12 protein-coding genes and 2 pseudogenes are annotated in these 13,121 nt (G+C 37.4%); 9 read left to right on the top strand and 5 right to left on the bottom strand.

Annotated elements, in window-relative coordinates; translation table 11 throughout:
• The first annotated feature begins 16 nt into the window (after positions 1-16).
• Positions 17-1,249 (top strand): hypothetical protein, encoded by a 1,233-nt coding sequence (locus J8L98_RS11955; RefSeq protein WP_210996604.1) that lies wholly within the window; start codon positions 17-19, stop codon positions 1,247-1,249.
• A 605-nt stretch (positions 1,250-1,854) separates the two neighbouring features.
• Here the strand turns inward: J8L98_RS11955 and J8L98_RS11950 are convergent.
• Positions 1,855-2,181, bottom strand: coding sequence for a hypothetical protein (locus J8L98_RS11950; RefSeq protein WP_210996603.1), 327 nt, complete (start codon positions 2,179-2,181; stop codon positions 1,855-1,857).
• 296 nt (positions 2,182-2,477) lie between these two features.
• Here J8L98_RS11950 and J8L98_RS11945 point away from each other — a divergent pair.
• Both J8L98_RS11945 and J8L98_RS11935 read left to right on the top strand, forming a co-directional pair.
• A pseudogene (locus J8L98_RS11945) lies at positions 2,478-3,286 on the top strand (transposase); the annotation flags it as partial.
• 133 nt (positions 3,287-3,419) lie between these two features.
• Positions 3,420-4,364 (top strand): FRG domain-containing protein, encoded by a 945-nt coding sequence (locus J8L98_RS11935; protein ID WP_210996602.1) that lies wholly within the window; start codon positions 3,420-3,422, stop codon positions 4,362-4,364.
• A 184-nt stretch (positions 4,365-4,548) separates the two neighbouring features.
• Here the strand turns inward: J8L98_RS11935 and J8L98_RS11930 are convergent.
• A pseudogene (locus J8L98_RS11930) lies at positions 4,549-4,997 on the bottom strand (transposase); the annotation flags it as partial.
• A gap of 217 nt (positions 4,998-5,214) precedes the next feature.
• Between J8L98_RS11930 and J8L98_RS11925 the strand changes: the two are divergent.
• A complete protein-coding gene (locus tag J8L98_RS11925) occupies positions 5,215-5,526 on the top strand; it encodes a hypothetical protein (RefSeq protein ID WP_210996601.1) in 312 nt (103 codons plus the stop codon).
• Positions 5,527-5,701: 175 nt separating this feature from the next.
• The gene (locus tag J8L98_RS11920) at positions 5,702-6,187 is read left to right on the top strand and encodes a hypothetical protein (RefSeq protein ID WP_210996600.1); all 486 of its coding nucleotides are present in this window, start codon (positions 5,702-5,704) and stop codon (positions 6,185-6,187) included.
• A 4-nt stretch (positions 6,188-6,191) separates the two neighbouring features.
• Here J8L98_RS11920 and J8L98_RS25075 read toward each other — a convergent pair whose 3' ends face one another.
• The gene (locus J8L98_RS25075; protein ID WP_282098769.1) at positions 6,192-6,317 is read right to left on the bottom strand and encodes a hypothetical protein; all 126 of its coding nucleotides are present in this window, start codon (positions 6,315-6,317) and stop codon (positions 6,192-6,194) included.
• A 306-nt stretch (positions 6,318-6,623) separates the two neighbouring features.
• Between J8L98_RS25075 and J8L98_RS11915 the strand changes: the two genes are divergently transcribed.
• Both J8L98_RS11915 and J8L98_RS11910 read left to right on the top strand, forming a co-directional pair.
• A complete protein-coding gene (locus J8L98_RS11915; RefSeq protein WP_210996599.1) occupies positions 6,624-8,105 on the top strand; it encodes a serine hydrolase domain-containing protein in 1,482 nt (493 codons plus the stop codon).
• A gap of 251 nt (positions 8,106-8,356) precedes the next feature.
• A complete protein-coding gene (locus J8L98_RS11910; RefSeq protein ID WP_210996598.1) occupies positions 8,357-8,851 on the top strand; it encodes a hypothetical protein in 495 nt (164 codons plus the stop codon).
• A 224-nt stretch (positions 8,852-9,075) separates the two neighbouring features.
• On the opposite strand, the gene J8L98_RS11905 is transcribed toward J8L98_RS11910, so the two are convergent.
• The gene (locus J8L98_RS11905) at positions 9,076-9,924 is read right to left on the bottom strand and encodes a LytTR family DNA-binding domain-containing protein (protein WP_192507463.1); all 849 of its coding nucleotides are present in this window, start codon (positions 9,922-9,924) and stop codon (positions 9,076-9,078) included.
• A gap of 177 nt (positions 9,925-10,101) precedes the next feature.
• Here J8L98_RS11905 and J8L98_RS11900 point away from each other — a divergent pair, with 177 nt between their 5' ends.
• Positions 10,102-11,379, top strand: coding sequence for an acyltransferase (locus J8L98_RS11900; protein ID WP_210996597.1), 1,278 nt, complete (start codon positions 10,102-10,104; stop codon positions 11,377-11,379).
• 112 nt (positions 11,380-11,491) lie between these two features.
• On the opposite strand, the gene J8L98_RS11895 is transcribed toward J8L98_RS11900, so the two are convergent.
• Complete coding sequence (locus J8L98_RS11895) at positions 11,492-12,160, bottom strand: glutathione S-transferase N-terminal domain-containing protein (protein WP_210996596.1); 669 nt, start codon at positions 12,158-12,160, stop codon at positions 11,492-11,494.
• Between the two features lie 400 nt (positions 12,161-12,560).
• On the opposite strand from J8L98_RS11895, the gene J8L98_RS11890 reads away from it, so the two are divergent.
• Complete coding sequence (locus tag J8L98_RS11890) at positions 12,561-12,959, top strand: PaaI family thioesterase (RefSeq protein ID WP_210996595.1); 399 nt, start codon at positions 12,561-12,563, stop codon at positions 12,957-12,959.
• Positions 12,960-13,121: the final 162 nt, after the last annotated feature.

Below are 13,121 nucleotides of genomic sequence, written 5' to 3'. Positions count from 1 at the left end.
GTTAAGGAAAACCGAAATGAAATTAATTATTGCAGATATAACACGAGCAAATCTTGGGACTGAACAATCTTTAGTTAATTCCATTTTAGAAAGGTATGAAAGCCACAATAATATTGTCGTTTACATATACAGTTTACTGGAACAGCTAATTGACGAAAATATAGTTACTGACAGATTCAAAATTAAAAAAGTTGATCCAGCAGAAATTTCATTTTTAACAACGATGATATCTTCAGATTTGGATGCAGAATTAAACAAAAGCGAAGACAATACCGCGATAATTGTTTCTTTTCATAGTTTCGTGTTAACACTAGCTTCAAGATATACTAATAGGGTTTCAGCCATAACTTGGAAAGAAGTTTTAGGAAGAAAACTTGTTAACTCTGGTGGTTGGCCAGAACAGTTAATGCCAATTGATGAGGCTGTTAGTGTATTAGTTGATGCAATGAATGAATCAAATTCTATTTCAAGGCAGAGTGCGCAGCGAGCTTCAGATTTACGCTCTTTGTTAGTGAATAAAGATTCTAGGTTTAATAAATCAAATCCAGTGGCTAGCAAAACAGGTCTAATCAAATCTATAGTAAATGAAGCAGAAGAAAGAAAATTAGTTCATACATTCCACAATGGAACGGATCCAAATTATTATATTTGGTTGGCTGGTGACTTCAAGAGTAAGGCTCAAATCAATTCTACTAACTTTGTTCATAAGGGATCCATATCTGGTCAGTATATTGAGATTTTAAAAGGGGATGGCTTAGGTCCATTTTCGGGAATTAGACATAAGTTATTTAACTCTATTGAAGAATTGATAGGTAGGGAGTTGGGCTTTATTGAAACAAACGCATTGATTAACCAAGCTGTCGCTACGGTTAAATCGGAGTTTGAGAATAATAATGGCGTACATCTAAATTATCCATGGAGAAGAGTGCGTTCTTTTCTGCTGAAACTCTTATCAAGAAATGAGGTTTTGTTAAATATAGATGAAAAACCATTTCGAGTAACCTTTTCAAATTTATCTACACCAGTTACGGGGTTGGTAAGCAATTGGCGCACAATTTTGGATAGTGATTTGATATTGGCTTTAATTGAAAATGGTGTTCAAATTCAAGTCGGAGAAATACAACAATTATCGGGTGCGTTATTTTATGATAGGGATGAAACCTCTGAGCAGAATGTGATCAAGCTAATTGAATATTTACTTAATAGAAAATTGGTTGTTGATATAAATTGCACACTAAATATAGGCTAAAAAACGAATAGGAAAACTTTCTATTTCGCTTTTTTCTACCTCCTTTGCGGGAAAAACCAGCCCAGAAAAGTTGGAATTATCAGGAGGTAGCTTCACAAGAAGTAAGATGGGACAGTCACAAATTTCTTGCATAATAGGGTGGCATTACATTGCAATGTTAAGCGTATAATTATGTGCCTGTCCCATTACTGACCTCATTATAAGTTTTCCAATACTGGTTTTTTTTCGATATCGGCGAACCACAGTCATTATGTTAATGGGGTCGGTAATAATTGTAGTAGCCCACGATATATTGTTATATTTTTCCTGTTGCTGCTGTAAGGATTAAGATAGGGCAGTCACAAATTTTTTATATAATTGGGTGGTGTTACATCGCAATGTTGAGCGTCTAATTATGTGCCTGTTCCATTACTGTTTTCAAGAAATAATATGAATTCCACGGCTCTGAGAGTTGAAAAATCACAACCCTTACATAAGTCTGCATATCAGCCAGTTTAGCAATTGGCTGATATGCTATTTACGACAAAGTCGCTCGGTAATTAGGCCGACAGTTCCCCTTGGTAATCACACTACTATACTTTATAGCTGTTCCGACTACGTGACTGCTAGTGACAACGAAAGGTGAGTCGTGCTACGCCGTTAATTAACAAATGTGATTCTGTTTCTTTTTTAACAACTTTCATTGCCTTACCTAAGCTGGCACACTTCTCTACAGCACTTTTTGTCACAATCCCTTCTGCACCACCAATTCTTCCTCGTGTTAAGGCTGCTTCAACTTCAGCATAATAGCTACCATCAGTATTTTCTACAATGTCTGAGTGATAAGATAAACCTATAGCGCCAAACTCTGTTTTATCATGCTGCACGGCACAACCTGTGGACATCAATAACACTGCAATTAATGACAAGACTTTTTTATTTAATACATTCATAACTTTCTCTCGGTTTCTCTGTGTGAATTCAATGAGAATAGTATGAACAAATATATTGCGATACAATATCACTGCTTTGTCACGTAAATGTATGTAGAATGATGACATAACTAATGTGAGATGTATTGCAAGCAAAAGTATATTGCTCGCAACAAGGAAAAATAAAAAAGGACAGTCACAAATTTCTTGCATAATAGGGTGGCATTACACTGATTAAGATGGGACAGTCAAAAATTTCTTTTATAACAGGGTGGCGTTACATTGCAATGTTGAGCGTATAATTATGTGCCTGTTCCATTATCGATGATAAACACCAAGTTATACTGCAAGCACAAGCATGGGGGTCAGTAGGAGAGCAACAAACCTTACAACCTGCGGTGGCACAATTAAAACAACAATTGGCTCAGGTTAGTCAGAACCCTCAGTTAACTAGACAACATACTAAGTTCACCGCTGACAGCGGTTTTAACAGCGAAGCGAACCTCGAATTCATGGCCGAAAGTGGCTTTGATACTTATATAGCCGATAACCAGTTTAGAAAGCGAAACCCGCTGTTCAAAGAGAGTGAAACGTATGAAACAGAACAAGAGAAACGGCGACTAAAACGACGTAATGGCAAGCCCCGCTTATTTACTTCAGACGACTTTTATTATAATGAAATAACACAAACGTGCAGATGCCTAGCAGGCAATGAGATGTGGCGAAGCGGCATAAATGTAAAAAGTCATCATCAACAATACACACGATTCTGCGGTTACTTAAAAGACTGTAAAGTTTGCCCCCTGCAACAACAATGTATGTGAAAACCGCCGATAAAAACAGGCAGACAAGTGCAATTAATAAAAAGATGGTTCGCGTAAAAAGGTCAGTTACATGAATAAAATGAAAGTCAAAATAGACAGCCCCAAAGACAACAACTTATTATAAAAAATGGTATAAGTTTGGGGTGTATCGAGCCTGTTTTCCTTTAGGTTAAAAGCGAAATATCACAGTGAATAAAGGGGTGAATAAACTGACCTTACGAGGACAAACGAAAGTGAACGCGCAATGGCAGCTGTATTGTCTGGTACATAATATAGAAAAGTTACAAAACAGGATACATTAAGAAGAGTAGAGCCGTTTTAACCAAAATAAAGCCACAAAGGCCCGCTGTTAAGACCGACCCTCCCCCTCAAAGTACATAATGAAAATCCAAGTGAAAAGCCTCTAAACGATTGAATCAAAATAGGAACTCGGCTATGGTTGAGGCATCAATAAAAAATAAGTTAAAACGAGTAATTCTACAGGCTCGTTATATGATTAGCGCGATTATTGAGATAAGAAAAATGAATATTACGTCAGTTTCAGAGGTATTATCCTACCTTTATAATTTGTCAGTGGATAAAGCTAGTTATTGTTTTCGAGGCCAGTCTAACTTTAATTGGTTGATACAGCCAACAATCTATCGTTACGAGGGCTTTCAGAGATACCAAGCTGTTAATTATGAAAATTTTGTTTTAAACATGAAACCTAATAGCCCTTGTCCACCTTTACTCCACACCACCTATGATATTGAATGGTTAATGTTATGTCAGCATTACGGGGTTCCAACTCGTTTGCTTGATTGGAGCCATGATGTGCTAGTGTCTTTATTTTTTGCCTGTAGTGATAAAGCCGAAATTAATGCTGATGGCGCATTGTTTATTTGCGACCAGAATGAGTATCCTAAATTCTCAGCGTACAATGCTCATCCAAATGGTACGCAGGAGCTAGCTTTTGTTAATACAAACATAATTAATCCTAGAGTAAGGATGCAGTCTGGTGCATTCATGATTTGGGGACATTCACCGTTAAACGAGGAAAGTAAGAATAGTTATGACCTCTATGAGTATTTAAAGGAAACTGGAAATAGCCAACCACTAAAAAAACTGCGTATTCCTGCGATTAATAAAATGGCAATTTTAAAAGAATTGAATGAGGTCTATTCAATTAATGATGATAGCTTGTATTTAAAGAATGGGTTCTTGGAGAATAAGTATCTTGGTGAATTTGAAGCAGTAAAAGATAAGGCAAGGTTAATGACGTTATACCAAACTGAGTCAAATAGGCTCTCACTTGCTGAACAATGTAGTGCTCGAAAACTTTTCCCATTTGAGTGTCGGGATATGTTTTCAAGTTGTATAAACTTAACTAAAATGCGTTAAAATCATATAACAAGATAATTGGACTCCCAACCTCTACACTGAGGTAGGAATTATTTTCGGAGTTCAAGTATGAATAAGTTAAGAATTGGTAGTAAGATGGGACAGTCACAAATTTCTTGCATAATTGGGTGGCATTACATTGCAATGTTGAGCGTATAATTATGTGCCTGTCCCATTATCGTTATTTGGCATCTTTTAAATCCTTCATGGCGACTTCTCGAGCACGAGATAAATCGCGAATAGCTTCATCTTCAGGCTCGGGGACATAAATAGGGGTAAAGTCTTCAGATTTAAGAAGCTTTGCGAGTTTTAGTGCATCACGTTTGTCAGTTTTAATGCGTTCACCAGGTTTTTAGGTATTAAAGATGGTGCAACCACGTAACAGCAATGCCCAAGAGAAGTAATTAAACGGTAAATCCAGTAACCACAAGGGCCTGCCTCATAAACGAAATGCAGAGTCGCATTAGGGTATTTAGATTCAAATTGCCTGATAAGCTTTTTAATAGTGACTTTAGATGAAGGAATTCGGCCGTGATGGATAGGTTGAGCGCCGCGTTGTTCTTCAATATAAGCCACTTCATTAAACTCTTTATGAGTATCTAAGCCAATGAAAAGTATGTTATGTTTGTGCATGCTATCCTCTGCTATTTAGTTATTTGACAAACTAATTATGGCTCTGGCTTTAAGCTAACCCACGAAAATGCGGAGGCTAGCACCGTGTGGGAGTCATTATGTCTATAAGCACAAGGAAGTCATGAGGTATCTGCTCCTATTATTGTTCAATATATCATCATTCAATGTTTTTTCTGATGCAGAAAGAGGAAGACTTGGTTGTTTCGAAGAACCCCTCATGACAAGTGGAAAAAATGAGGGTATGTACTTTATTAAGGATGATTTCCATAATTATATTCCGTGGATAATTGAAATCGAAGCACCTCCATTAGATATTAACCAAGCTACTACTAATGTTAAAAATTGGTTCCAATCTACAAATAGAAACATGAAATTGGATATTGAAGAGGTAGATTTAAAGCAATACGATTGTGTCGTAAACAACGAATTTAAACGCATGCATGTTTATATGTTTTTCCTTGGTAATCCTCGAAACGTCGTTGGAGTTACGATGCAAGGTAGGCTTATTGAGCTTCAACCAATGAAGTAATGTGCTTATAACAACCCGCCTTGAGGTGCAGGGCAAGAGCATGAAAAAGGCTATGAATTCAAAGTAAGATGGGACAGTCACAAATTTCTTGCATAATTGGGTGGCATTACATTGCAATGTTGAGCGTATAATTATGTGCCTGTCCCATTATCGTTATTAAGGCGGTTCGAGAGTTATGCGTGCATTTAAAGTAATACCAAGAAAACAAACTAAACAGCTGGAATTACAATTTCCGCAGCTTAAGTGCAGTGATTGTGGTTTAGATGACTTTAATTATGATGCTAGGGTTTGTGTATTTGACCATTTTCTTGATGGTGATGAAGCAAATGAGCTACTAGAAAATATATCTAAAGAAGAACGCAATAAACGAGATTTGAAGTGGTCTGCTCTATATAAAGTCTTGAGTCAGGATTTTGATGTTTACATGGTTAAATATCGAAGTGAAAAGTTGGTTTTTAAAGCTCCAAGAAGCGCCGAGTTATTGATGACTCGCTTAGATAAGATGGAGTCAGCTGGGTATGTCAGCTTTGTGATCCCTGCATTAGACCTTTGGTACCAACAATATTGGGACGATACACACCTTATTTGCTATCAAGATGCTCAAAAATTACAACCAATTAAAGATGCGATAGATAAATCAGGTTTGTTTTTATTAGAGTAGCAACTTAACTCATATGATCTGGGCCACCGTCAATTTTATTTTCAATTAAAAAGTCCTTTACTTCGTCTGTTATATGGCTGCCAAAGTCACTTAGATCAAACACATAGTGAGATGTTATTAGTGACTCCATCCAGGCCCATTTTTTGTACAATTCTTATGGTGAATCAGTAGCGCTATGAATTCGTCGGTTAATCAAATCATACTAATATGGACAGCTCTGTTGACTAGAGTTGGCCGGAACGAGCATGAGATGCGGCAATTATTAATGTTCCAGTAAATTCGTAAATCAATTAAAAGGTTTAAAATACAGGTAGGCCTGTAACTGGTTTTTGATATTGTGTGATAAGGGCGTAATAGAAAATATTAAGCACAACGCTTAATATTTTATGGTCATCACATTGACTTAAATTAACTATGCACCTTTAAGGAAAGAAAAATGAACTGGCCTTATCAAAAACCATTAAGCGTTATAAGTTTGTGTTGTGTATGTGTGCTTCTGAGTGCGTGTTTTAAAGATAGCGTGGCGAAAGACAACACCATTACGCAACAACAACTTGAGAAATTTAACATTATAGTGAATGAATACTGCGACAAAAACAAACAGTTATTTTTCGGCAGTATCTATGTGACTTCCGGTGAAAGCGAGGTGTATAAGGCTAACTGTGGACCACAAAACATTCAAAAAGAGGTGCAATTCAATACGTCTGACTCTAAATATCGTATTGGTTCAAATACCAAGGCATTTACGGCAGCCATTTTGTTAAAAATGCTCGCTCACGAAGATCTCAAAACCAAGACCATTGGTGACTATTTACCTTGGTATCCTAATAACGAATGTAAGAAAGTGTCACTGCACAATTTGTTGAGTATGTCGTCAGGTATTGACGATTACAGTAATAACTCTGAAGTATTTTTAAACTGGGGTTGGCGACCCTACTTGGGTAATGCAAGTTTAGATTTAAATGGCCCTGAAGCGTTTGCGAATGGTTTTTGCACCTGCACAGAGCAAGGAGATAAACCCAGTTTTACACCAGGTTCTAAATTTACCTACAGTAACTGTAACTACTACCTAATTGGCAACATTATCGAGCAGATTGCGGCTGGTACTCAAGGTGAAATTGACCCGAGTTATTACTTTGGGAATATCGTAAAAGAGAAAATATTAGATACGCTATCTATGCATGACAGCGGAACATTTAACGCCATTGGCATCTATGAGAACATGACAAACGGCTACGTCTATAAAGAAAACCCATACTTGCCATGCACGACGGGCCGTTTACCTCCAACAGGAGGGCCTGCACCTTATGAAAATATTTTTCTAAATCCGTACAGCAACCCTTTGGTGCTTTATTCAGCAGGAGATATGTATTCTACAGTCAAAGATATGCACAAGTGGGATCAAGGGCTATATGGCGATAAAATTTTAAATGCCGAGCAAAAGGGAAGGGCATTTGCACCTTATCAAAGAACCGAAAATAAGAATGAATGCGAATACTTTGGTTACGGTTGGTTTGTTACTTATATCACTCCCAGTAAGTATGGGATGGTGGCTGATTGTCCAGATAACCTCACAGATTTCGATAATCGAATGAAGGAACCGGACGAATTGAAAAAATATGAGAAATTTTTACAGTACTCAGGTCATTATCCTTATTCGTGGGTGACCAGCTTTTCAAGACTGCTAGAGCGTGACCAATCCGTGATGGTGTTTAGTAATTATAATAAAGTTGGTTATGAATCAGATTGTATAGCGGAAGAGTTCCGCAATATTATTTTTTATAACGACAAACATCGAACCGAACAATGTCAGCAAATCTTAGATAATAGCAGAGCATTGAAAGAAAAAGTTGAGAGAGTAAGAGAACTTAATTGGGAAGAATGCAGAGGCACTACTTCTGAGTGGCAAGGTGACTGAGTTTCGAGTGAAATTGCACGAGTGAAATGGGACAGGCATAAAATGTTTGCATGTCCCTTTTATTTACATTGCCAATATTATCAATTCCATGAATATTAAACACTAATGTGGTATTCTTGATTAAAGGTAAGGAAGCCCATGGCTTTAATTAACGACATGTGGACTGTCATCAATTGAAGCCTATTATCAACTTCACTATGGCACATTGACGCCGAGTGGGGAGTTCTCATCATTCGTTATGTGGATATGCAATGGTACAGTTTACTATATTATTAATTTGTCTTTTTGCTAACTTTAAATCGCATGCTCTTGCTGGTAAATGGGATTTTAGTTATCAAAACTCATTTTGCTCTATGACGCTGGTTGATTCATTTTATACCGATGAAACAGCGTTGTTTAGTTACGCCGTTATATTCAAATTTATCTCGAAAAGTCATCCTAATGCGGATAAATTATTAACTAATAACCCAATATTAAAAATAGAACCGTATCTTTTAACAAAAAATAATAAGCGTTTAGGGGCGAAAAATCTATTTGTTAATGGCACTCAGTTAAATGCAGCTTTATCTGACAATAACTTTTATGGGATTGACGTTATGGTTTTCTTGAGGAATTTATTATCATCTGAAGCTGTTATTGGCGTAGCTGAGTTTTCTAATGGCACTGAAATACCATGGACTTTTAATACAAATGAACTACAGATAAATAGCGAGTTCTATAAAGTGTGTGTCGAAAAATCCACTTAAGAGACTATGGCGTCAATAGCTAATTTTAAACTTTTGGCGCTTCCCACATAACACCGTCTCTGAGCATCGAATTTAGGATTACAATCATCTTCTTGATACACGCAATAGAGTAACGAGTGAAATGGGACAGGCGTAAAATGTTTGCATGTCCTTTTTATTTTACATCCTTGTTTTGCTGGTTATGTGGATAGAAGTCAAATAAACAACATCGAGCTCATCGATTATTAAAGCTTTAGTTGTGCTTTAAATTGCTCTTTATAGCGACGTGAAAGGGAAAGACCTTTACCTGTATGCAGTTGTATTTCACTGTCTCCACTGGGTAGAGAGGTAATAGAGTCAATGGCATCAAGGCGTACTGCGTATGAGCGATGGATACGGCAAAACCCTTGCGGTGCTAATTGGGCGCTAAGTTGTGTTAATGTTGCTCGCAAGGGGTAAATACGCGCCCCTATATGCAAATTAACATAATTACCTGATGATTCGAGCCAATCAACTTCATTTACTTTAACAATGAATTCTTTCCCAAGCTTTTTGACAAGTAAGCGATCATATTGTGGCGTGGTAGGTTCTTCGCCTTCTAGAATAGGTGCTGCTTCTCCACAGAGTTGCGAGATGATGTAGTTGTAGGCTTTAATAACAAAAATGAGGAAGATGAACCCCCATAAATCTTTACGGTATTCGTAAATTAGTTCAAACCATAAAACACCAAAGTCATAATATCTATCTTGTGCAAAGTAAATTAATTTACGCAGCATAACCATAATGAATACATGCGCTAGGCTAAATAGAACCGATGCTAGGAAGTAGCGCAATACAGATGAATATATTCTCTGCCAGTTAAATGGAAAAGTTTTTAGTAACCATACAATTGCAGGTAACACAGCTAATGTACTTACCGCGCTTGAGTATTCCCACACAAAGGGTTCCCACCAACTAAATGACAAACTCGACTCCCTCTGAGCCTCCATAATATTTGATGTAGCGTTAATGGTATTATTGATAAAAATATACCCGCAGAGAAGGAGCCACATATAGCGTTCTTGATAGTTTTGTATGTGATTGAGGCTTGGCATAAATTCACTTTTAAAAACAGGAGGTATTGAGCATATCAAGGAGTGGGTACATTACCAACTATCTTATCCCTGTATGCCACCGTTTATCCCTACTCATTGTTTTATAAGCACTCTATGGTTTATATAATTCAGCGATTGTTGATACTGAAGGTCCGTTTAATTGATAAAAAGTACGTCATGAAAAGACTGTTTAGTCGTGTGGTAAAGAAGTTGTTTCATCCCTGGTTGGCGATATTTGATGTTGAGCATGCGTTTTCTACTCGACGCTACGATTTGGATTGGCTACGTATATTGGCATTTATTTCTTTAATATTTTATCACTCAGGCATGGTGTATAGCCTAAATTGGTCGTTTCACTACAAAAGTGCTTATTTAACGGAGCACGTCGAGTATGTGATGCTGATTTTTTCACCCTGGAGAATGGCGCTTATTTGGTTTATTTCAGGGGTTGCACTCAGGTATTTGGTTGCAAAATACTCGTTAAGACATTTCGTTGTTACGCGTACAGTGAAGATACTCTTGCCGTTACTTGTTGGAGTGTGGCTTGTCGTACCCGTGCAGCTTTATGCTCAAATGAGCCAAGAAGTTGGGTTGAAAATAACGTTTAGTGATTTTGTTGTACAATTTGTCGACCTATCTAGTCCGATATTTAAAGACTATCAAGCCGGTATATGGCCTCATGTAGATGTAAACCACCTCTGGTATTTAAGATCATTATGGCAATTTACACTGTTACTTTTAGTGCTATTACCGTTTTTACATAGTCGCCGTTTGTCACGGTTATTTTCGCCTGTTTTTGAGCAATCACGCTGTGTATTATTTTTATGTTTGATATGCCCAATATGGTTATTGAAATTCTATAGTGAAAGTGAGTATTTTCGTTATGGGCTAGGGTTTGTATTTTTACTGTATGGATATATGCTCGCCAGGCAATCAAGTTTATTTCAATGCTTGAAACACCATTGGCAGTCTTTGTTGCTGATTTTTATTGCTGGCTATCTTCTGATATTGATTGGATATGTTCAAATATGGAAAAACCCAGAGGCGGAACAGTGGCAAATAGAAGTGCTGAATCTAGTGTATGTGACGCAAGGGCTTATAGGGGTCAGTTTAATGCTGGCATTAGCTGGGCGTTTTTTGAATCACAATCATCGTTTTTTACCTATTTTGAATAAAGCGGTATTTCCATTTTATATATTGCATCAGAGTGTTGTCATTGCGTTAGCCTTTTGGATAACGCCTTGGCAACTCGGTGCAGCATTAGAAGCTTTGGTTATTATTGGCGGTACGTTTGCTGTGTGTACAGCGCTATTCTCAGTAATTTATCGCTTTGATGCGCTGCGACCTCTTTTCGGTGTGAGTGTGAAACACCAATATACTTACGCACAGCGTTGTTGGGGATATGGAATAGGCTGCGTTATTATCAGCCCGCTTGCTTTAACTCTTACTTTATAAGGAAAACAGTCATAGAGTGATGTATCGTTACGATAACATCACTTGTAGAAATAGGATGCGTAGTGTAGTGCCACTGCACTACGACCCTTTATAGATGTGAGCATTGTTGGTGTTAGTTATTTATATCGTAGATTTTTTTCAAAGAAAGAAACCATGATTGGACTGTGGGGCTAAAGTCAGATATTTGAAATGTGTTACTTGTAGACAATAGCCATTGTAAAGTGCCAAATACAATAAAGTCTGAATATAGTGGGGTAGTCCCGCCGAGGAACTCAAATTTATCGAGGTATTTATCCAGCACAGTCAGCTTGGCCAGCAAAGTTATTTTGGCAGTATCTCCGTTCTTGGATTGAATTTCCGCTAGCGTATCACCAAAAAATGCTTCACGTGATGTTTTAAAATATGGTTTATCTTTTTCTTGTAAATGGTCGTAGATATCAGCAATTGCAATTTTAGCAATGTCTGAATGTAACGCGTTTGCCCATCCCTCGATGAATGTTGAAAAAGCGCAAAGCTCTTTCGAGTTAAATAATAAAGGCTGAGTTGGGTAAGTGGCATCTAAGTATTCGGCGATTTTATAAGAGTCACTGATTGCAGTGTCGTTATCGAGCAGAACAGGCACCGTTTTGAAATTGCCGTTAGGTATCGTTTTGATGTCGATAAAGGCGGTCTCTTCACTAGAAAAACGCACTTTTTTATGGAGTAAAGCTAAGCGAATTCGCCAACAGTAAGGACTAAAAATAAGGTTGTTGTTGCCCGTCAGTTCATAAAGTTTGATCATTATTGTTCTCCGAAATGAATCTGTGAATTTTTACAGAGTGATTTTCATAGCTTGTTTTATAGTACTGTATTTATTTGAATATCAGGAATATATTATTGCCGCTTAGGTTGTGTTCTAGCTTCTTTTTTGGCGCAGCCAATGATGCTAGGAAAAATAAGGTGAAGGATGTGGAGTAAGCATGAAATACCGTAGTTTTACGACTGTGTTTTTACCTTAAATCGACGATTTTGATCCTATTGATTTGAGACGGAGCTACAGACTAACTAATTAATGGTGAGCCGCTCAATAATCCCTCAATAATTGATTCAAAACAGGAACTCAGGTATGGTTGCACCATTGTTTCGGTAAATTAAATACGAGTACGTTAAGGCTCGTTATATTTTCAATGGATCTGAATCGTATGCTTGATTTTGGAAAACACATTTTAAGTGAACAACCCTTTAGTGTTCTATTGGGGGCTGAGTTAACTGAGTTGGAAGAAGGCAAAGCTGAGTTATGTTTGGCTATTCGTGATGAGTTGAGTCAAAATTTCGGGTTTGTTCATGGGGGTGTCTTAAGCTACTTAGCTGATAATTGTATTACATTTTCAGCTGCATCTATTTTAGGTAAATGTGTTACTTCAGAATACAAAATAAACTATGTGCGCCCTGCAACAGGCGACATGTTAGTTGCCCGTTCTACAGTCTTATCTTCGGGGAAAACGCAAGCGACTTGTGAATGTAAAGTGTACGCACTAAGTGATAAAAGTGAAAAGTTGGTCGCGGTGGCATTGGGTACCATTAGTAAACTTAATGTGTAAAATTTTCCGTATTGCCGATTTAACCAGTGAATATAGCTAGGTATTTTGAATTGCACTAACCTAACTCTTTGCTGTCGTCAGCTGATTTGAGTTAAGCGAGTTGCTTACGGTAAACGCATCATGTGTTTCTTTTAGTGTATTGTCATCGAAAAAAAACCTATG

The sequence above is a fragment of the Pseudoalteromonas sp. MMG013 genome, assembly GCF_018100885.1.
Lineage (GTDB): Bacteria > Pseudomonadota > Gammaproteobacteria > Enterobacterales > Alteromonadaceae > Pseudoalteromonas > Pseudoalteromonas aurantia.
The sequence above is the reverse complement of the archived record's forward strand: the minus strand, read 5'-3'. Positions and strand labels throughout refer to the sequence as shown.

Bases quoted from the DNA above. Each gene is read 5' to 3' on its own strand.
- J8L98_RS11925 (WP_210996601.1), top strand. From the start codon at position 5,215: ATGACAAGTGGAAAAAATGAGGGTATGTACTTTATTAAGGATGATTTC.
- J8L98_RS11955 (WP_210996604.1), top strand. From the start codon at position 17: ATGAAATTAATTATTGCAGATATAACACGAGCAAATCTTGGGACTGAA.
- J8L98_RS11895 (WP_210996596.1), bottom strand. From the start codon at position 12,160: ATGATCAAACTTTATGAACTGACGGGCAACAACAACCTTATTTTTAGT.
- J8L98_RS11920 (WP_210996600.1), top strand. From the start codon at position 5,702: ATGCGTGCATTTAAAGTAATACCAAGAAAACAAACTAAACAGCTGGAA.
- J8L98_RS11935 (WP_210996602.1), top strand. From the start codon at position 3,420: ATGGTTGAGGCATCAATAAAAAATAAGTTAAAACGAGTAATTCTACAG.
- J8L98_RS11950 (WP_210996603.1), bottom strand. From the start codon at position 2,181: ATGAATGTATTAAATAAAAAAGTCTTGTCATTAATTGCAGTGTTATTG.
- J8L98_RS11915 (WP_210996599.1), top strand. From the start codon at position 6,624: ATGAACTGGCCTTATCAAAAACCATTAAGCGTTATAAGTTTGTGTTGT.
- J8L98_RS11900 (WP_210996597.1), top strand. From the start codon at position 10,102: ATGAAAAGACTGTTTAGTCGTGTGGTAAAGAAGTTGTTTCATCCCTGG.
- J8L98_RS25075 (WP_282098769.1), bottom strand. From the start codon at position 6,317: ATGGAGTCACTAATAACATCTCACTATGTGTTTGATCTAAGTGACTTT.
- J8L98_RS11905 (WP_192507463.1), bottom strand. From the start codon at position 9,924: ATGCCAAGCCTCAATCACATACAAAACTATCAAGAACGCTATATGTGG.
- J8L98_RS11910 (WP_210996598.1), top strand. From the start codon at position 8,357: ATGGTACAGTTTACTATATTATTAATTTGTCTTTTTGCTAACTTTAAA.
- J8L98_RS11890 (WP_210996595.1), top strand. From the start codon at position 12,561: ATGCTTGATTTTGGAAAACACATTTTAAGTGAACAACCCTTTAGTGTT.